Source organism: Sphingomonas hankyongi, from assembly GCF_023516575.1.
GTDB lineage: Bacteria > Pseudomonadota > Alphaproteobacteria > Sphingomonadales > Sphingomonadaceae > Sphingomicrobium > Sphingomicrobium hankyongi.
Genome location: NZ_JAMGBE010000004.1, coordinates 204,699 through 223,150, shown reverse-complemented (window position 1 = coordinate 223,150; position 18,452 = coordinate 204,699). Strand labels below are relative to the sequence as shown.

The window sequence follows — 18,452 nt, the reverse complement described above, 5'->3', positions numbered from 1 at the left end:
CGACGAGTCCGCGTGGAGGATTCTACGGTTTCGGAAGGTATTGGGGGTAGGGAATGGCGACTGTGGCCACACGCGCGCCGAAGCGCGAACTGGGGCCTGACTGGCGGGACGCGCTCCGCGACTCGCTGCGCCGCCTGGTCGTGCGCCTCGTCGGCGCCTTCCTGCTCGGCCTCAGCATTGCTGCAGCGATTGCACTGGCGACGCACAGCCCCACGGACCCCTCGTTCACCACGGCGGCCGGCGGACCGGCGACCAACTGGATGGGAAGTGTCGGCGCCTATGCCAGCGATGCGCTCCTGCTCGTCTTCGGCATCGGCTCGGTGTTGCTGTTACCGGTGCTTGCGCTTGCCGGCATCCGCATGCTTCGCCTGCAGCCTGCCGAAAGGCTCGGCCGAGCTCTCGCCGTCGCCAGCGCAGGCGCTCTCCTGCTTGGCATAGCACTCAGCCTCACCAGCGCCTCGGCGGTTTCGGGGCTGCCCGCCGGATGGGGCGGCGCGATCGGACTCGGAGGTGCCTGGGCGATCGACCAGGCGGCAGATCTGATCGAGAATCCCTCAATAGCAGGACCCGCAAGACTGACCGTATTGCTGCTGTTCGCGATTGGCGGACTGCTGCTTGGCTACGTTGCTCTAGGCTTACGGCCCGACGAGAAAGAGCGCATGGGCGGAATGCTTCGTCGCAGGCCACGCGAACGGCGCGCCGAGCCCCGCGCAACGGAACTTCGGGAAGAGCGGACGCTGCCCGCTCCTCCGAAGGCGCGTCCAACGGTCGCAGTCGCCGAGCCTGCGAGGGCGATTGCGCCGGCCGGCCGGGGCGCCGCTAGAAAGAGCGTCGCCCAGCCCACGCTGGCTCTTGGCGACAGCTACCAGCTTCCGACGCTGGAGCTGCTCGCGCGGCCTCCGGAGAAGGGAAAGCAGCAGATCGACCGCGCAGGGCTGGAGCGGAATGCACGGCTTCTCGAAAGCGTTCTCGAAGACTTCCATGTGCGGGGCGATATCGTCGAGGTGCGGCCCGGGCCCGTGGTGACGATGTACGAACTGGAACCTGCCAGCGGAATCAAGGCCAGCCGCGTCATCCAGCTTGCCGACGACATCGCGCGCAACATGTCGGCATTGTCGGCGCGTGTGGCGACGATACCCGGCCGCAGCGTCATCGGCATCGAGCTGCCCAACCCGAAACGCGAATCGGTGAGCCTGGCCGAACTGATCGGCAGCCAGGCTTTCGAGGATCAGAACCACGCTCTGCCGCTGATCCTGGGCAAGAACATCGCCGGCGATCCCGTGATCGCTGACCTCGCGCCGATGCCCCACCTGCTTGTGGCCGGCACGACTGGATCCGGAAAGTCGGTCGGCCTCAACTGCATGATCCTATCGCTCCTGTATCGGTACGGGCCGGACCAGTGCAAACTCATCCTGATCGACCCCAAGATGCTGGAGCTGTCGATCTATGACGACATCCCGCACTTGCTGGCGCCGGTCGTCACCGAGCCGCCGAAAGCGATCCGCGCGCTGAAATGGGCGGTTGAGCAGATGGAGGAGCGTTATCGCATGATGGCGAACCTCGGCGTCCGCGCGTTGCCGAGCTTCAACGCCAAAGTGCGCGAAGCCAAAGCCAAGGGCTCGAAGCTCGGGCGCCGCGTGCAGACCGGCTACGATGCGGATTCGGGCCAGCCCGTCTACGAGGTGGAGGAACTCGAATATGAGGTCCTTCCCCAAATCGTCGTCGTCGTCGATGAGCTCGCCGACCTGATGATGACGGCTGGCAAGGAAGTGGAATTCCTCATCCAGCGGCTGGCCCAAAAGGCGCGCGCCGCCGGAATCCATCTGATCATGGCCACCCAGCGGCCATCCGTCGACGTCATCACCGGAGTCATCAAGGCGAACCTGCCGACCCGCATCAGCTTCCAGGTCACCAGCAAGATCGACAGCCGCACGATCCTGGGCGAGCAGGGCGCCGAGCAGCTCCTGGGCAAGGGCGACATGCTCTACATGCCGGGCGGGAAGCAGATCATGCGCGTTCACGGTCCTTTCGTTTCCGACGAGGAGGTCCGCGCCGTTGCCGAGCATTGGCGGAGGCAGGGCGCTCCCGACTACATACAGGCGGTCACCGAAGAGCCCGAAGACGGCGGCTATCTGCTCGACGGACAGCCGGCCGGAGAAGAAGACGCGGAGACGCAGCTCTACCGTAAAGCGGTGCAGATCGTTGCCGAAAGCCAGAAGGCGTCGACATCCTATCTGCAGCGCCAGCTACGCGTCGGCTACAACAGCGCGGCGCGGCTCATCGAGCGAATGGAGAAGGAAGGCCTGGTCGGCCAGCCCGACCATGTGGGCAGGCGCGAGGTGCTGATCGACCCGGACGGACACCCGATCTGACCGGTTCGCGCCACCGTGCCCGCCTGAACGTTACGGAACCGGCGAGTTAAGAGCGCATTCAAAGCACCAAGGCCATAGCGGCGGGCAAAATCCCAGGAGTATTCGAATGAGTTTCTCAAGTTCGTTCGCGCGCGCCACTTTCGCAGTGGCAGTGATTGCCGCCGCAGCGCCGGCGCCGGCGGCAGAGTCCGCGGACCTCGCCAAGCTTGCCGCGCACATCTCGGCCGTGCAGACCATGACGGCCAACTTCGTCCAGACCGATCAGCGCGGGCGCGCCGCTGCGGGCAAGATCCAGATGAAGCGGCCGGGTCGCGTCCGCTTCGAATATGGCAGCGGGGACCTGCTGCTGGTCGCCAACGGCAAGACGCTCAGCTACCTGGACTATCAGGTTGGCCAGAAATCGAGCTGGCCGCTCAGCCGCACGCCGCTCGGCGTTCTGCTTTCCGGCTCACCCAACCTGAGGGGCCGGGCGCAGGTCGTGCCGGGCAACGACCCCAGGGTGGTTGTGATCAAGGCCCGCGATCCTGCCCAATATGGCTCGCTCTTACTGGCGTTCGTGCGGAGCCCGAGCGCACCGGGCGGACTCCAGCTACACGGGTGGACGGCGATCGATGCACAGAACAAGCGCACGACCGTGCGGTTGTCTAACGTGCGCTATAATGTCGCCGTGCCCGACAGCGCCTTCACTTATGCCGAGCCGAAGAAGCGGCGATAAAGTCCGTTGCAATTCGGGACTTGTTCATCCCGGCGTCAGACAGGGGCGCGTAGAGAGAAAACCGATTCTGCATTTGCTTGGGGTTTCCCCCTGTTACCCGGGCTGCAGGATCCCTTGCGTGACGAACGCTTGGTCGGCCCTCGCTCCACGCCCCCGGAGCGGGGGCCTTTTTACATTTCGGTCCGTCAGGCTAGGGATCGTGCGTGAGCAAACAGCTGAAAATCGCCTCCTGGAACATCAACTCGGTCCGCGCCCGAACCGGCATCGTGGAGCGGCTGATCGTCGAAGAGCAGCCCGACATCCTGTGCCTTCAGGAGACCAAGGCGGTCGACGGCGTCTTCCCCGCCGACCTGTTCCGTCGTCACGGCTACAAGCATATGGCGCTCAATGGGCAGCGTATGCATCATGGAGTCGCCATTCTCAGCCGCGTGCCCGTGAGGGAGCCGGGGCGGCACGACTGGCAGGACAATGGCGAAGCGCGTCACATCGGCGTTCGCCTGGAATGCGGAATCCGGATCGAAAACGTCTATGTGCCGGCCGGCGGCGATATTCCTGACCGTCAGCAGAACAGGAAATTCGGCCAGAAACTGGATTTCATCGAGCGAATGACGCGCTGGTCGGACGGTCTGCGCGACCCGACAATCGTCTTAGGCGACTTCAACGTCGCACCGCTCGAGTGCGACGTCTGGAGCCACAAGGCGCTGCTGAATGTTGTCAGCCACACTCCGGTCGAAGTCGAAGCGCTGGACCGGCTGCAGCAGGCGCATGACTGGATCGACATCGGACGTAGGTTCATCCCCGCGCCCGAGCGTTGCTTCACCTGGTGGAGCTATCGGTCTCCCGACTGGACCAGGAACGATCGCGGCCGACGGCTGGACCATATGTGGGCGTCCCCGGAGCTGGCGGGATCGCTGACCGCCCATCGCGTGCTGAAGCCATGTCGTAGCTGGGAGCGCCCGTCCGATCACGTCCCGCTCATTTGCGAGCTTGAAGTTTGACGGACAGCCCTGTCCGGCGCGCGATCGCGACCTTGCGATCGGGACGGCCGCTGAGGCTGACGGGATCGGGTCCGGTGACAATCCTGGCAGTTGAGACCGCCACGCCGGAAATCCTGGCAATCCTTGACCCGCACAAGCACGCGCGGCTTCTCATCAGCGGCGAAAGAGCCGCTGCCCTGTCATTGTCCAACATCCGCGACGCCGCCGACCCGGCAGCGCCGGCCTTGATCGAGCCTGCGGAGTGGCTGGACCCCGAAGCCGCCCTGGCGATTGCCGACCCGGCGCGCGATCTCGACCGGGCTCCGATCGGGCCGCTGCACCCGGTTTCGCTCGATTGCGCCGACGCGGCCAAGGCGGGGTTGACCCTGGCGCGGCTGGCCGGCCTACTGCCTGCGCTGTGGGTCGTGGATTCCGGCCAGGTCAAGGAATCCGTCTCCATCGAAGAAATTACGGAATCTCGTGGAGGCGTCCAACTCCTGTCGCGCGCAAGGCTGCCGGTTGAAGACCTTCCGGATACGCAGATCGTGGCCTTTCGCGCGGACGATGACGGGCAAGACCATGTTGCGCTGATTGTCGGTGCCTTCGGTGGCAAGCCGCCCCTCGTGCGCATCCACAGCGAGTGCCTCACCGGCGACGTGTTCGGCTCACTCAAGTGCGATTGCGGACCGCAACTCAAGGAGGCCCTTCGCATCATTGGGAACGAAGGCGGCGGGGTGCTGCTGTACCTGCGCCAGGAAGGTCGCGGGATCGGTCTCGCGAACAAGTTGCGCGCCTATGCACTCCAGGATCGAGGTCTCGACACCGTGGATGCAAACTTGCGCCTGGGCTTTCCGGACGACGAGCGCGATTACGCGCATGCGGCCGCGATCCTGCATGCGCTCGGCATCGGCAGCGTGCGACTGCTCACCAACAATCCCTCGAAGGTCAGCGGCCTCGGCGACGCAGGGATCGAGGTCGTGGAGAGGGTTGCACACCATATGCCGACCAATCCGCACAACGCCGATTATCTTGCGACGAAGCGGAAGAAGAGCGGTCACTTGACCTAGAGGCGCAGAAGGTCACGCACCTCGTCGAAGCTGTGCGCGACATCGGCGACTCCTTGCGCCCGAAGCGATTCGGCGTGCCCGTCGAAGCAATGCTTGCCCGCAGCCAGGCCAATGACCCAGGCGCCAGACGCGAGCGCGCCGGTGACTCCAATCCTGGAATCTTCGAGGACCACGGAACGGCGAATATCGACGCCCAACTGACTGGCCGCATGAAGATAGAGATCCGGAGCGGGCTTGCCGCGATTCACATGCTCCCGACCACTATACACATGCTCACCGAAAGCATCGGTCAGTCCGAGATGGCGGAGGTGGCCATTCAGCCAGCGAGTCGAGCTGGACGAGGCGACGGCGAGGGGAATCGTAGGTGGCAGCGAGCGCACGAACTCGACGGCGCCGGCCACGGCCCCGACGCCTTCCCGCAGCGCGCGAATCGACTGTTCCCTGCGGCGCTCGTGAAACTCCGCCGGAAGCTCGGTCCCGATACGATCTTCGATCGCTGCGATGAACTCGGGGCCGTTGAGACCGACATAATATTCTATAGCCTCCGCGACGTTGGTGCGATGGCCGAGATCGGTAAGCAACTCGGCGAGCATCGCATTGCCCTCGAATTCGCTTTCGAGGAGCACGCCGTCGAAATCGAAAATGATCGCGTCGACCGCTCGCATCAGTCCTCGAACAGGGCCGTTCCGACGCGGACAGCAGTCGCGCCAAGCATCACCGCTTCCTTGAAATCTCCAGACATTCCAATGCTCAGCCCTTCGACGTCATGACGCCGGGCGATTTGTGCGAGGAGTGCGAAATAAGGACTCGGCTCCACGTCGAGAGGCGGTATGGCCATCAGGCCCGCAAGGGGGAGGGGGGATCTGCGAACGGCGTCTACCAGCTTTCCGACCTCGCCGATCGCACAACCGCCTTTCTGTTCCTCCTCACCGATGTTGACCTGCACGTAGACCCGCGGCGTGCAGCGCGCTTTTTCCGCCTCGCGAACGAGCGCATCGAGTAGCGACAAACGATCGACCGAATGGATCGTCTCAAACAGCTTTACCGCCTCCGCCGCCTTGTTCGACTGGAGGCGCCCGATGCAGTGGAGCCGCACATCAGGATGCGCGGCGAGAAGGGGCGGCCACTTCGTAAGGGCTTCCTGGACGCGGCTTTCGCCGAATTCTTGCTGGCCTGCCGCAATGAGGGCCTCGATCTCATCGCTGGCGCGAGACTTGCTCACGGCTACCAGCTCGACCCCGGCGGGATCGCGGCCGGCGAGCTTCGCGGCAGCGGCGATATCTCCACGAACGCTGGCAAGACGGTCTGCGGCACTCATCATCGGCTGGGCTATAGGGAGCGCCATGATGGGTCGCCAGATGATGATGCTCCCCCGCCTGTGGCTGATGACCGACGAGCGGATGGGCAATCGGCTATGGGAGGCGATCGAGCGGCTGCCTGCCGGTGAGGCCGGAATCGTATTCCGTCATTATGCGACGGAAAAGACCGTTCGCGGGCGGCTTGCAGCGCAAGTAGCCGAGTGCTGCAGGAAGCGCGATCTTGCCTTGGGCCTGGGCAGCGATGCCGCGCTGGCCCACGAAGTCGGCGCCGACTTCATTCACAATGCCCCTGAGCCGGCAGGGACGCTTCGCCTTTCGAAGTCGGTTCATTCGATCGAAGATGCGATTCGGGCCCGCGCTCAGCGCGCCGCTCTGGTTTTCATTTCGCCGGTCTTCGCGACGCGTTCTCATCCAGGGCGCGAACCGCTCGGACCCGATGCTGCCGTCGCGATCGCTGCAGCAGCAGGCCTTCCCGCCATCGCGATGGGCGGGATGAACGCGCAAAGATTCGCGCCGCTGCAGGGCGCGTTTCATGGATGGGCTGGTATCGACGCCTGGCTAGAAGATTGAGTGGGCGCTTAGAACTTGAACGCCGTGCCGACGTAGACGGCCTGGCTGTCGCGGCGCTCATCGTTCAGCGCCGATGCGCGATCCAATTCACGATTGTACCGGACTCCGCCAGTCAGCGCGATCCGCTTCGAAAGCGAATAGGATCCGCCGACGTCGACCGAATAATTCTCGCCGTGGCGCAATGCCGGCAATGCGTTGCCCGTCGGACGGTCTGCACCGACCGCAACCCGGCCCGTGAACTTGTTCAGCGAGTAGCTGACGCCCACAATAGCGCTCTCGCGATCGCCGATCGCCTTGTTCGGGTTGCTGACCTTCCCGACATCGCCCGATATCGCGAAGCGCTTCCAGCCGACGGCCACGCCCAGATTATAGCTGGTCGGGTTAAGCGCGTTGACGGCCACCGTGCTGTCGACGGACGCGAGCTGTGTCTGGACCGGTGCGGTCCTCGCACGAATCGCCACCCGCACCTGCGACGGACGACCCTTGGCCGGAGCTGGCGTGAACTTGAAATCCGTGAGCGACATGCCACGGTCGCCAAGAGCCGCAGCCAGCTTCGGATCGGCATTCGCCGGAGTGAAGGAGGTCATCGGATCGAAGCTCACCGAGACTGCCGGCGCCCGCTTCTTGGAGGTGCTGGCCGCGAATGCAGGGGTCAGCAGCAGGCCGGCCGCGGCAACGGCCGCGAGCAGCTTGGCTTCCCTACGATGCGCGAGACTCAGCAATCCACCAACTCCCTGTTCACGAGTCGATATAGTCAACCGTAGCTGAAGGTTCCATGACCCGAATCGATTCCGTCCGCGTCTGTTGCCGAATCACAACGACTTCGCCCCGGCACGGGACAGCTTGCGGGAGGGCCTTGACCATCTATAACGCGGCCAAACACGGAAATTCTGCCGAGGATCGTAGATGAATCGCCTGCAAAAAGTTGCCGCTGCACTGATTGTCGTTGCCGTTGCAGGCTCCGGCTGCGCCAAGAATCGTTCGCTGCCAACGCAGCTCGCCCCATCGCGGGTGACGAATATCGGCGTCAATTCCTACCTGTGGCGCGCCGCGATCGACACCGTTTCCTTCGCGCCGCTTCTTCAGGCGAACGTCAGTTCGGGGGTTATCATCACCGACTGGTACCAGAATCCGCGAGTTCCGACCGAGCGCGTGAAGCTTACCGTTGCCGTGCTGGACGCTGACTTGCGCGCCGACGCGCTCCGTGTCGCTGCATCGCGCCAGATCCTTCAGAATGGCGCGTGGGTCGATGCGCCGGTCCAGGCCGCCACAGTCCAGAAGGTCGAAGAGATCATCCTCACCCGCGCCCGCGACCTTCGCCGCGCTGCTATCCCGGGCTAAGTGCGCTGACATGACCGGGCGGTTCGACCCGAACGTAGCCGACCGGCGCTGGCAAGCGCGCTGGGAGGAAGCGCGAAGCTTCGCTGCCGACAGCGAGAGCGCGAAGCCCAAGACCTATGTGCTGGAGATGTTCCCCTATCCTTCGGGGCGCATCCACATGGGCCATGTCCGCAACTACACGATGGGTGACGTGATCGCGCGGTACCGGCGCATGCAGGGGCATGAAGTGCTGCACCCGATGGGTTGGGACGCATTCGGGATGCCGGCCGAAAATGCGGCAATGGAACGCAACGTCCACCCGGGGGAGTGGACCTGGGCAAACATCGCGACGATGCGCGAGCAGCTCAAACGGCTCGGCTTCGCGCTCGACTGGGACCGCGAGCTGGCAACCTGCGACCCCGCTTATTACGGGCATGAGCAGGCGCTGTTCCTGGACCTGTTCGAGGCCGGACTGGTCTATCGCAAGGAGAGCGAGGTCAATTGGGACCCTGTCGACATGACCGTGCTCGCGAACGAGCAGGTCATCGACGGCAAGGGCTGGCGTTCCGGCGCACCGGTCGAGCGCCGCAAGCTCGCACAATGGTTCCTCAGGATCACCGACTTCGCCGACGAGCTGCTCGAAGGGCTAAAGTCCCTCGATCAGTGGCCCGACAAGGTACGGGTCATGCAGGAGAACTGGATCGGGAAGAGCCGGGGCCTGCAATTCCGCTTCCGGCTGACGGGGTCTTCCGCCAACCTGCAAGAAGTCGACGTCTTCACAACGCGGCCCGATACGATCTTCGGTGCGTCATTCGTGGCAGTGGCGGCGAGCCATCCGATCGCGCTTGCCGCCGCCGAGGCGGACGCCGACGCACATGCTTTCGTGGAGGAATGCCGAGCTGGAGGCACCAGCGCGGCCGAGCTGGAAACGGCCGAAAAGAAGGGTTTCCAGACGTCCGTTGAGGCGGTCCACCCCTTCAATCCGGATTGGCGGCTACCGGTCTACATCGCGAACTTCGTCCTGATGGATTATGGCACCGGCGCGATCTTCGGCGTGCCCGGCCACGACCAGCGGGACTATGAGTTCGCGAAGAAGTACAAGCTCCCGATCCGGCGCGTGGTCGCCGCCAGCACGGACCAGGCTTCCGAGCCGATCGGCGCCGAGGCCGAGAATGCGCCGGGCGTCGCCGTAAATTCAGATTTCCTCGATGGGCTAACCTCCGGCCAGGCTTCTGCTGAGGTCATTCGGCGTGCCGAACAAGCCGGTTGGGGCAGGGGTACGACCGCCTATCGTCTTCGCGACTGGGGGGTATCGCGCCAGCGTTACTGGGGCACGCCGATCCCGATCATCCATTGCAGCGTGTGCGGGGCGGTCCCCGTTCCGAGCGCGCAGCTGCCGGTCGTACTTCCAGAGGACGTCAGCTTCGACGTTCCTGGCAACCCTCTCGATCGTCATCCGACGTGGAAGTACGTTAGCTGCCCGTCCTGCGGGGAAGCAGCCACGCGCGAGACCGACACACTCGACACATTCGTGGATTCGAGCTGGTATTTCATGCGCTTCGCCAGCCAGCCGAAGGACCGACCGTTCGATCGGACAGAAGCGGAGAAATGGCTTCCGGTCGCGCAATATATCGGCGGCGTCGAGCACGCGATCCTTCACCTTCTCTACGCGCGCTTCTGGACGAGAGCGCTGCAGCGGATCGGGCGGCTGGGAATGGCCGAGCCGTTCAAAGGCCTGTTCACGCAGGGCATGGTCACCCACGAGACTTATCGCGCCGGAGACGGCAGCTGGCTAAGCCCCGACGAAGTTCGCCGTGACGGCGACGACTGGATACACATCGAAAGCGGCCATCCCGTGTCGCTGGGCCGGATCGAGAAAATGTCCAAGTCGAAGCGTAACACCGTCGATCCGGAGCCGATCGTCGCCAAGTACGGCGCCGATGCCGTGCGTTGGTTCATGCTGTCCGACAGTCCGCCCGAGCGGGATCTCGAATGGTCGGAAGCTGGGATCGAGGGCGCTTCGCGTTTCGTCCAGCGCGTATGGCGTCTGGCAACTGCCGAGAATGGGGGCGAGGGGGAAGACGAGACGCTCCGTCGCAAGCTTCACCGGACTGTTGCCGCCGTCGGTGAGGCCATCGATGGGCTTCAGTTCAACAAGGCGGTTGCGCAGCTTTACGAGCTCGTCAGCGCAATCGAGAAGGCCGCGCCCTCGCAGACGCGCGCTGAGGCGGTCAGGACGCTAATTCAGCTCATCGCGCCGATGGCGCCGCACCTTGCCGAAGAGGCATGGGCAAATCTGGGCGAGGCCGGCCTCGTCGCTGAGGCAGACTGGCCGTCGTTCGACCCCGCGCTGCTGGTGGATGACCAGGTAACGCTCGCGGTGCAGGTCAACGGCAAGCTGCGCGATACCTTGATGGCCCCGCGCGGTCTGGAGCGAGCAGCGGCTGAAGAGCTGGCCTTGGCTTCGGAGAAAGTGCAGCGCTTGCTGGCAGGCGCGACCCCGCGGAAGGTCATTGTCGTTCCGGACCGACTGGTGAATATCGTCGCGTGATGCGCGCCTCCTTAATCGTCGCCGGTGCCCTTGCTCTTTGCGGATGTGGCTTGCGCCCGCTCTACGCAGGCGGAGAGAATAGCCAGGTCGCTTCCGTGTTACGCTCGGTGCAGGTCGGGCCCATAGAGGGACAAAGCGGCTGGCTTGTCAGGAACAAGCTGGTCGACCGGCTTCAAGAAAGCGGCGAGGGAACTGCCGCTTACCGCCTCGATGTGACGCTCGACGACAACATTACTGCCTTCGGTATCCGGAGGGACCAGGCCGCGACCCGCGAACGTCGGACGCTCCGCGCCAGGTACCAGCTCGTAAGCGTAGACACCGGCCTGGTCGTTCTCGACGCCACTGCGGGCTCTGACGCCGGCATCGACATCGTGAGCTCGGAATATGCGACCGTTGCAAGCGAACAGACCGCGCTCGAGCATCTGGCGGAGGTGGTAGCGGACCAGATTGTCGCGCGCATCGGGCTCTATGCCTCACGGACACCGCCGAAGCAGTGAAGGTCAGCAAGCAGAGCGTCGCCCGGAGCATCGATCAGCCCGATCCAGCGGTCCGCTTCTATCTGCTTCATGGTCCGGACGACGGGCAATCGCGAGCGCTCGGCGCACGCTTGGTCGAGGCGCTTGGCGCCGAAAAGGTCATCATTGCGGCTGGAGCGGTGAAGTCGGACCCCGCGCTGATAGCCTCGGAAGCAGCGGCGATCAGCCTGTTTGGGGGCCGGCGCCTTATCTGGATTGAACCTGCCAGCGAAGACATCGCGGAGGGCGTCCGCGCCCTTCTCGAAATCGAAGCCACCGAGAGCGCCGTCGTCGCCATTGCAGGAGCGCTGCGCAAGACGTCGGAGCTGCTCAAGCTCGCGGAGGCGTCGCCCCGAGCGGTCGCCTTCGCCGCCTACCCGCCAGAGGGTGCGGAAGCGGATCGCATGGTCATCGATGTCGGCCGGCGATTTGGGCTGAAGTGCGACCCGCGACTTGCGAACCGAATTGCCGAGAGCTGCGGCAACGACCAGGCGCTGGTTGCGCAGGAGATGCAGAAGCTCGCGCTTTATGTCGACGCATCCCCGCAGACGCCGAAGCCCCTGGACGTTGAGGCGCTCGACGCAGTGGGCGCTGAACTGTCGGAGGGCAATATTCCCCGCGTGGCCGATCTTGCGCTCGCGGGTGATTTGAAAGCACTCACGGAAGAGCTCGCGAAGCTGCCGACGGGCGCTGAAGGCATACCAGTCGTTCGCGCGCTCCAGCGCCGCTTGATGATGCTCGCGCCCGCACGCGCGCGGATGGAGCACGGCGACCGCTTGGACGCCGTCATGACGTCGTTGGGCAAGTCTCTGTTCTGGAAGGACAAGGAGATCGTAGGCCGGATGCTCTCACGCTGGAACGCGGCTGGTTTGGCGAAGGTTGCGGAACGCGCGGCGAAGCTGGAGCGCACCCTGATATTCAGTCCTTCCCCGGAGCGGGAGAGCCTTGGCGAGGAACTGCTTTCGATCGCGCGCGCAGCGCGAAGCCGCCGCTAAGACTGGGTCAGATTGGCTCGCCTGACAGGCGCTGGCAAATCATGTCGAGTTGATCGAGGCTCGAATAATGGAGTGTGACCTGCCCGCCCTGCCCCTTGTGAGCCACATGAACCTTCAGGCCTAACATGTCGCCGAGCTGCCGTTCCAGCGCAGCCAGGTCGGCGTCCATGTTCTGCTTGGCCTGCCGGGCGCTACCGCGCGCAATGTCGTAGCCCGGCCCCTTGGCGTTTCGTGCCTTGGCCTCGGTTTGGCGGACGGACAAGCCTTTTTCGATCACTTCCTGCGTGAGAGCATCCGGATCCGGAGCCGTCGCAACGGCCCTCGCATGACCCATACTGATATCGCCTCGCACTAGCGATTGTTTTACGAAGTCTGGAAGATCCAATAGTCTCAACAAGTTGGCGACATGGCTTCGCGACTTGTGCACGATCTTGGCGAGATCTTCCTGGGTATGACCATAATGTTCGACCAGCTGCCGGTAGCCCTCGGCTTCCTCGATCGCGTTGAGGTCTTCCCGCTGGATGTTCTCGATCAGAGCGAGCTCCGCGGTTGTGCCCTCGTCGACGTCGCGGATGATCGCGGGAATCTTGTGAAGCCGAGCGCGCTGGGCCGCCCGCCAACGCCGCTCGCCCGCAACGATCTGATACCCCTCCCCGTCGGGCCGCAGCAGGATTGGTTGAAGCACACCGCGTTGCCCGATCGAATCGGCAAGCTCCGCAATAGATTCTTCGCTGAACTGTTGGCGCGGCTGGTTGGGGTTGGGCCGAATGCGGGTCAGCTCGATCTCCCGGACCCCGCTCCCAACCGCCTCTCCTGAAGGGGCCGGCGGCCGTCCCCCCTCTCCAAGAAGCGCGGACAATCCCATTCCAAGCCCCTTGGCGGGGCGATCGGCGCTCATGCGGCCTCCGCGAGCGCCGGGAGGCGCCCGATCAATTCTCTTGCAAGCCTAAGGTAGGCTTCGGAGCCTGGGCAGCGCAGATCGTAGATAAGTGCCGGCAGTCCGTGGCTCGGGGCCTCCGACAGGCGCACGTTCCGAGGAACGATGGTATCGAAGACCGCCTGCCCCAGGCAGGCCCGAACGTCCTCCGCCACCGCGCTGGAAAGGTTGTTCCGGCGATCGAACATTGTCAGCGCTACACCGAGAATCGCCAGGCTCGGGTTGAACGCCTGACGGATCCGATCGACGGTCTGAAGCAGCTGGCTGAGTCCCTCCAAGGCGAAGAACTCGCATTGCAGCGGGACCAGGAGATGACGTGCAGCGACAAGCGCGTTCACTGTCAGCAGGCCCAGTGAGGGCGGACAATCGATCAGGCAAATATCCCATCGCCCAGGGGGCGTGTCCGCGATCGCATTGTCCAGGCGATGCGCTCGGTCCTCGAGAGCGACCATCTCCACTTCCGCCCCCGACAGATCGACGGTCGCAGGCAGCAAGTCGAGCCGCGGCACGCGTGTTGCTAGTGCTGCGTCCACTATTGAAGAGTTTCCGATAAGGACGTCGTAACTCGAGCGGACGCGCTGAGCCGGGCTGATCCCGACGCCGGTCGATGCATTGCCCTGGGGATCAAGGTCGATGAGCAATACCCGTGAACCGATCGCAGCGAGCGCAGTCGCAAGGTTGATCGCAGTCGTCGTTTTACCGACCCCGCCTTTTTGATTGGCTACCGCGATGCGGATCATTCTGCTTCGCCCTCACCCCCGTCCCGACCACGATGTAAGATCCGGGGTCGGTAACACTTTGTTCCACGTGGAACGTACCTTGCCATGTTCGCTGAGCCTCGACCAGTTCCAACTGGGCGCTTCGGCCCTTGGGAAGCGCCCAAACGCTCTTTCTTGTGGACAGATGTGCGGACAATTGGAGGAAATCAGAGAGGCGCGCGACCGCACGCCCCGTGATCACGTCAAATTGGCCGGACGCCTTTTCCGCCCTAGTCGCCAAAACCACCGCGTTCAGATCCAATTGCGAGACAACTTGTGCGAGAAATTCCGCCCGAAGCTTGCGAGGCTCGATAAGCGTCACTCGCCCCTCCACCAGACACGCGATAACGATCCCGGGAAGGCCCGCCCCCGAACCGATGTCGGCCCACGAAGCGCGGGGTTGGGGCTCGAACCGCACCAGCTGGGCTGAATCAAGGATATGGCGTTCCCATAGCTGCTCCGCGGAAGTCGCAGAAATCAGGTTTTGCCGCCTGCTCTCGGCCTGCAGCAAATTCACGTAGGAACGGATCTTGTCGAATGTTTCACGTGAAACAGGACGGGCAGCAGCCTGTTCCAGCTGACCAATCATGCGGCGCGTCGGGTCGCGGCTACATACAATGCGGAAAGGGCAGCCGGGGTGACACCGGGGACCCTAGACGCATGGTCGATCGTTTCGGGACGGGCTAACGAAAGACGTTCAACCATCTCGTTCGAAAGGCCGGGGACGGTGGCATAGTCGAGCGTGCGCGGGATCCAGGCAGTTGCGTCTGTTCGTACGGCGTCCCATTCGCGCTGCTGCCTCTCGAGATAAGGAGCGTACAACCGGTCCGCCTCAGCCTCGGCCGCATTCGGCCCGCGTTCGAGCCGATCCAGAATGCTTCGCCGGCGGCGTGGGGTTACAGAATCAGCGGCAAGCGCCGTCGGCCCCAGCCTGGCGGTCGCGTTATCCGCACGAAGGGCTAATCGATACTCGGCCCGAGCAGTCATCATGCGATAGGGCTCGCTGACCCCCTGGAGCGTGAGATCGTCCACCATCACGCCAATATAGCTCGTGCGCCGATCGAGGCGGACCTCGTCCAGACTCAATGCGCGCGCCGCCGCATTCAATCCTGCCAACAAACCCTGGGCCGCCGCTTCCTCATATCCGGTCGTCCCGTTGATCTGGCCCGCGAGGAAGAGCCCCGGAATATTTCCAACCTCGAGCGTTCCATTGAGCGTACGTGGATCGACGAACTCATATTCGACCGCGTAGCCGGGGCGCACAATTTCGGCACGCTCGAGCCCGTCGATTGAGCGAACGAACTGCAGCTGTACGTCCGCGGGGAGCGAGGTCGATATGCCGTTGGGATAGACCAGGAAGTCGTCCAATCCCTCGGGCTCGAGGAAGATCTGATGGCCGTCTCGGTCACCGAAGCGCTTCACCTTATCTTCAATAGAGGGGCAATATCGTGGGCCACGGCCCTCGATCGTCCCCGCGAACAAAGGGGATCGATCGAAATTTGCTGCGATGATCTCATGCGTCTGGGCACTCGTGCGCGTGATTGCGCAGCTCAGCTGCGGCTGGCGAACGCCGGCATCCAACGCCGACATTGACCACGATTCCTCATCGCTCGGCTGATCTTGCATTCGAGACCAGTCAATCGTGCGGCCGTCCAGCCGGGGCGGCGTGCCGGTCTTCAGGCGCCCCTGCGCGAGTCCGATCTCACGAACCTGGACCGCCAGGGCGGCCGAGGATCTTTCGCCTCGCCTCCCACCTTCGAAGATCGCTTCGCCAATGAACATTCGAGCATCGAGGAACGTGCCCGTGGCGATCACAAGCGCACTGCACTCAATCACTCCCTGATCTGTCTCGATGCCGGCAATGCGGCCGTTTCCAAGGAGAAGCTTTCTCGCTTCGGCAATGACAAGCTGCACTCCGTTCTCTGCAACGCTCTTGGCGATAGCGGAGCGATAGAGCTTTCGATCCGCCTGGACGCGCGGGCCCCAGACCGCAGGCCCCTTGCTCCGATTCAGCATGCGCCGATGGATGGCCGCACAGTCTGCAGCGCGCGCCATCAACCCGTCGAACACATCGAGCTCACGGACGAGATGCCCCTTCCCCACTCCCCCGATCGATGGGTTGCACGACATCTGTCCGGCGTCGTCTGGCCGAAAGGTGAGCAAGCCTACCCGCGCGCCGCGCCGGGCGGCAGCAGCAGCAGCCTCACATCCCGCATGGCCGGCGCCTATGACCAGTACGTCGAACATCCGCTGGGGCTTAATCGAAGTCGGCGTGGAAGGCGAGAACGCCTGTTTCACGTGAAACAACCGAACTCACTTCCCTAGACAAAACCGACCGAATAGCGCGTCGAGCACGTCTTCGACGCCCGCCCGCCCCGTCAGGCGGTCAAATGCCGTTCGGGCCAGCCGCAAATCCTCTGCAATCAAGACAGGGTCATTTGATTCTGCGGCGCGCCCCAAGGCCGCTTCGGCCTCCGCAATGAGGTTCGCTTGCCTACGGTTCAATGCAATTGCATCGGCGCGCGGAAGCATGCGGAGCGCTTCCATTCGGACCCGCTCAAGCAAATCGGTTATGCCCTGGCCGGTGAGCGCGGACACGGCGATCGACCCGGGAGGGGCGTCGGCGCGATCCGCAAGATCCGCCTTTGAATGGATCAGCACGATCGTCCCATGCTTTGGAGACTCAGGGGCCTCGCCGAGCCAGAGTAGGATGTCGGAAGCGGCGGACGCTTTGCGCGCCCGGTCAATACCTATGGATTCGACCTCGTCGGTCGCTTCCCGAATTCCGGCCGTGTCCGTGAACAAAATCGGCACTCCGCTAAGTGCCAACGGCACCTCGATCTGATCCCGAGTCGTCCCCGCGACTGGGGTAACGATCGCTTTCTCTTCCCCTGCTATCGCATTGATAAGGCTAGATTTGCCGGCGTTGGGTGGGCCTGCGACCACTACCCGGACACCGTCCTTGAGGGGTTCGACTCGCGGGAGAGCGAGCCATTCTCCAAGCTCTGATGCTAATGCGGCGCAATCGCTAGAAAGCTGGGCGGCCTCTGCGTCGCCCTCGTCGACATAATCGATTGCACGTTCTGCTTCTGCGGAGAGCGCAAGCAGGCGATCCCGCCAAGTAGCGACCTTTCGGCGAAGGCCGCCCTCCGCAACTCCGATGGCGGCCTTTCGCTGTGACTCGGTCTCAGCCTCAATAAGATCCGCGAGGCCCTCCGCCTCCGTTAGGTCGATCCGGCCATGTTCAAACGCCCTGCGCGTGAACTCGCCGGGATTCGCGGGGCGCAGGGCCTCGAACTCCCCGAGCGCGCCAAGCACAGCATCCACGACCGCGCGGCCGCCATGACAATGGAGCTCGACCACATCTTCGCCGGTGGAGCTGACGGGAGCGTCGAAGCGCAGGATCAGGGCATCATCCAGATGCTCTCCCGATGCGGGCGACCTAAGCTGCCTGACCGCCGCGCTGCGGGGTGGCGGGAGCTTTCCCGCAAGGCGAGCGCCGGCATCGTGGGCCGCGGAACCGCTGACGCGAATGATCGAGATGGCGGCGGGCGGGCGGCCGCTCGAAAGTGCAAAAATCGTATCTCGCTTCACCGGAGAGCGCCTAGGCGCGGGCGGCTGGGCGATCAAATCACCTCATGCGCTGCAGGCCATCCAAGCACTGGCGCGACGTCATGATAGCCGTCCCAGATCATCTTTGTCGCGACCCACAGGATCACGACCAGGCCGAGCCAGGCGATCCAGCGATACCGCTCAATGTAGCGAGCGATGAGGTTCGCAGCGACGCCCATGAGCGCGACCGCGAAGACCAGCCCGACGATCAGTATGCCAGGGTGCTCACGCGCCGCCCCAGCGACGGCCAGCACATTGTCCAGGCTCATGCTGATGTCGGCGATGGCCACGCCCCAGGCCGCGCCCGCGAAGCTCTTGGCCGCATAGAGCCCGGAGCGCTCGTCCCCCACGATCTCTTCAGATCCCGGTGAACATTCTTCCGGCTTGCGAAGCTCGCGCCACATCTTCCACGCCACCCACAAAAGCAGCAGCCCGCCCGCGAGAATGAGCCCGACGATCTGGAGCAATTGCGTAACGAGGAGAGCGAAGGCGACCCGCAGCACGAGCGCTGCGAGGACACCGATCATAATTACCTTCCGACGCTGGTCGGCGGGAAGTCCGGCCGCGAGCGCGCCCACGACGATGGCATTGTCACCGGCGAGAACCAGGTCGATCAACAATACCTGGAAGAATGCCGTTAGGGCCCCCGGCTGATCGAGGCTGGAAAAGTCCCTGATAATGGACTTCCAGATCTCCGCCGGACCGCCGAAGCCGCTCGATTCGGCCGCCATCACCATCAGAGCG

Annotated in this window: 18 protein-coding genes; 9 read left to right on the top strand and 9 right to left on the bottom strand. The window is 63.8% G+C overall.

What is annotated here, in order from left to right:
• The first annotated feature begins 53 nt into the window (after positions 1–53).
• The 4 genes from LZ538_RS12890 (at position 54) to ribA (ending at position 5,131) form a co-directional block, all read left to right on the top strand.
• Complete coding sequence (locus tag LZ538_RS12890; protein ID WP_249832425.1) at positions 54–2,372, top strand: FtsK/SpoIIIE family DNA translocase; 2,319 nt, start codon at positions 54–56, stop codon at positions 2,370–2,372.
• A 106-nt stretch (positions 2,373–2,478) separates the two neighbouring features.
• Positions 2,479–3,087: a LolA family protein gene (locus LZ538_RS12885; protein ID WP_249832424.1), complete on the top strand. Its 609-nt coding sequence runs from the start codon at positions 2,479–2,481 to the stop codon at positions 3,085–3,087.
• 203 nt (positions 3,088–3,290) lie between these two features.
• Positions 3,291–4,085: an exodeoxyribonuclease III gene (locus tag LZ538_RS12880; RefSeq protein WP_249832423.1), complete on the top strand. Its 795-nt coding sequence runs from the start codon at positions 3,291–3,293 to the stop codon at positions 4,083–4,085.
• On the top strand, positions 4,082–5,131 hold the full coding sequence (ribA, locus tag LZ538_RS12875) for a GTP cyclohydrolase II (RefSeq protein ID WP_249832422.1): 1,050 nt from the start codon (positions 4,082–4,084) through the stop codon (positions 5,129–5,131). Before LZ538_RS12880 ends, ribA begins: the two co-directional genes overlap by 4 nt.
• Here ribA and LZ538_RS12870 read toward each other — a convergent pair.
• Positions 5,128–5,796, bottom strand: coding sequence for an HAD family hydrolase (locus LZ538_RS12870; protein ID WP_249832421.1), 669 nt, complete (start codon positions 5,794–5,796; stop codon positions 5,128–5,130). The genes ribA and LZ538_RS12870 overlap by 4 nt on opposite strands.
• Entirely contained in the window at positions 5,796–6,476 is a 681-nt protein-coding gene (locus tag LZ538_RS12865; protein WP_249832420.1) for a YggS family pyridoxal phosphate-dependent enzyme, read from the bottom strand. Before LZ538_RS12865 ends, LZ538_RS12870 begins: the two co-directional genes overlap by 1 nt.
• Between LZ538_RS12865 and LZ538_RS12860 the strand changes: the two genes are divergently transcribed.
• Positions 6,475–7,020 carry a thiamine phosphate synthase gene (locus LZ538_RS12860; protein WP_249832419.1) on the top strand — a complete coding sequence of 182 codons (546 nt, stop codon included), beginning with the start codon at positions 6,475–6,477 and terminating at the stop codon, positions 7,018–7,020. The two genes, LZ538_RS12865 and LZ538_RS12860, sit on opposite strands and share 2 nt — an antisense overlap.
• Positions 7,021–7,028: 8 nt before the next feature.
• Here LZ538_RS12860 and LZ538_RS12855 read toward each other — a convergent pair whose 3' ends face one another.
• On the bottom strand, positions 7,029–7,742 hold the full coding sequence (locus LZ538_RS12855; protein ID WP_249832418.1) for a porin: 714 nt from the start codon (positions 7,740–7,742) through the stop codon (positions 7,029–7,031).
• A gap of 184 nt (positions 7,743–7,926) precedes the next feature.
• On the opposite strand from LZ538_RS12855, the gene LZ538_RS12850 reads away from it, so the two are divergent.
• Genes LZ538_RS12850 through holA form a run of 4 tightly spaced genes read left to right on the top strand, consistent with a single transcriptional unit; the run spans position 7,927 to position 12,401 of the window.
• Complete coding sequence (locus tag LZ538_RS12850) at positions 7,927–8,361, top strand: DUF3576 domain-containing protein (RefSeq protein WP_249832417.1); 435 nt, start codon at positions 7,927–7,929, stop codon at positions 8,359–8,361.
• Positions 8,362–8,371: 10 nt separating this feature from the next.
• Positions 8,372–10,891: a leucine--tRNA ligase gene (gene leuS / locus LZ538_RS12845; protein WP_249832416.1), complete on the top strand. Its 2,520-nt coding sequence runs from the start codon at positions 8,372–8,374 to the stop codon at positions 10,889–10,891.
• Entirely contained in the window at positions 10,891–11,388 is a 498-nt protein-coding gene (gene lptE / locus LZ538_RS12840; protein WP_249832415.1) for an LPS assembly lipoprotein LptE, read from the top strand. Before leuS ends, lptE begins: the two co-directional genes overlap by 1 nt.
• On the top strand, positions 11,385–12,401 hold the full coding sequence (holA, locus tag LZ538_RS12835; RefSeq protein ID WP_249832414.1) for a DNA polymerase III subunit delta: 1,017 nt from the start codon (positions 11,385–11,387) through the stop codon (positions 12,399–12,401). The genes lptE and holA overlap by 4 nt, the downstream gene beginning before the upstream one ends.
• A gap of 7 nt (positions 12,402–12,408) precedes the next feature.
• Here holA and LZ538_RS12830 read toward each other — a convergent pair whose 3' ends face one another.
• From LZ538_RS12830 to LZ538_RS12805, 6 genes are all read right to left on the bottom strand, one after another.
• Positions 12,409–13,299 carry a ParB/RepB/Spo0J family partition protein gene (locus tag LZ538_RS12830; RefSeq protein ID WP_249832413.1) on the bottom strand — a complete coding sequence of 297 codons (891 nt, stop codon included), beginning with the start codon at positions 13,297–13,299 and terminating at the stop codon, positions 12,409–12,411.
• Complete coding sequence (locus LZ538_RS12825) at positions 13,296–14,078, bottom strand: ParA family protein (protein WP_249832412.1); 783 nt, start codon at positions 14,076–14,078, stop codon at positions 13,296–13,298. The genes LZ538_RS12830 and LZ538_RS12825 overlap by 4 nt, the downstream gene beginning before the upstream one ends.
• Complete coding sequence (rsmG, locus tag LZ538_RS12820; RefSeq protein ID WP_249832411.1) at positions 14,035–14,685, bottom strand: 16S rRNA (guanine(527)-N(7))-methyltransferase RsmG; 651 nt, start codon at positions 14,683–14,685, stop codon at positions 14,035–14,037. Before rsmG ends, LZ538_RS12825 begins: the two co-directional genes overlap by 44 nt.
• A complete protein-coding gene (gene mnmG / locus LZ538_RS12815; protein ID WP_249832410.1) occupies positions 14,682–16,343 on the bottom strand; it encodes a tRNA uridine-5-carboxymethylaminomethyl(34) synthesis enzyme MnmG in 1,662 nt (553 codons plus the stop codon). Before mnmG ends, rsmG begins: the two co-directional genes overlap by 4 nt.
• Before the next feature lie 66 nt (positions 16,344–16,409).
• Positions 16,410–17,690, bottom strand: a complete 1,281-nt coding sequence (gene mnmE / locus LZ538_RS12810; RefSeq protein ID WP_249832409.1) for a tRNA uridine-5-carboxymethylaminomethyl(34) synthesis GTPase MnmE — start codon at positions 17,688–17,690, stop codon at positions 16,410–16,412.
• A gap of 32 nt (positions 17,691–17,722) precedes the next feature.
• A complete protein-coding gene (locus LZ538_RS12805) occupies positions 17,723–18,445 on the bottom strand; it encodes a TerC family protein (RefSeq protein WP_249832485.1) in 723 nt (240 codons plus the stop codon).
• Between the last annotated feature and the right edge of the window lie 7 nt (positions 18,446–18,452).

Coding starts and splice junctions, on each gene's coding strand:
- LZ538_RS12890 (WP_249832425.1), top strand. CDS start 54: ATGGCGACTGTGGCCACACGCGCGCCGAAGCGCGAACTGGGGCCTGAC.
- LZ538_RS12885 (WP_249832424.1), top strand. CDS start 2,479: ATGAGTTTCTCAAGTTCGTTCGCGCGCGCCACTTTCGCAGTGGCAGTG.
- LZ538_RS12870 (WP_249832421.1), bottom strand. CDS start 5,796: ATGCGAGCGGTCGACGCGATCATTTTCGATTTCGACGGCGTGCTCCTC.
- LZ538_RS12860 (WP_249832419.1), top strand. CDS start 6,475: ATGATGGGTCGCCAGATGATGATGCTCCCCCGCCTGTGGCTGATGACC.
- LZ538_RS12865 (WP_249832420.1), bottom strand. CDS start 6,476: ATGGCGCTCCCTATAGCCCAGCCGATGATGAGTGCCGCAGACCGTCTT.
- LZ538_RS12850 (WP_249832417.1), top strand. CDS start 7,927: ATGAATCGCCTGCAAAAAGTTGCCGCTGCACTGATTGTCGTTGCCGTT.
- leuS (WP_249832416.1), top strand. CDS start 8,372: ATGACCGGGCGGTTCGACCCGAACGTAGCCGACCGGCGCTGGCAAGCG.
- lptE (WP_249832415.1), top strand. CDS start 10,891: ATGCGCGCCTCCTTAATCGTCGCCGGTGCCCTTGCTCTTTGCGGATGT.
- LZ538_RS12830 (WP_249832413.1), bottom strand. CDS start 13,299: ATGAGCGCCGATCGCCCCGCCAAGGGGCTTGGAATGGGATTGTCCGCG.
- LZ538_RS12825 (WP_249832412.1), bottom strand. CDS start 14,078: ATGATCCGCATCGCGGTAGCCAATCAAAAAGGCGGGGTCGGTAAAACG.
- rsmG (WP_249832411.1), bottom strand. CDS start 14,685: ATGATTGGTCAGCTGGAACAGGCTGCTGCCCGTCCTGTTTCACGTGAA.
- mnmG (WP_249832410.1), bottom strand. CDS start 16,343: ATGTTCGACGTACTGGTCATAGGCGCCGGCCATGCGGGATGTGAGGCT.
- LZ538_RS12805 (WP_249832485.1), bottom strand. CDS start 18,445: ATGGTGATGGCGGCCGAATCGAGCGGCTTCGGCGGTCCGGCGGAGATC.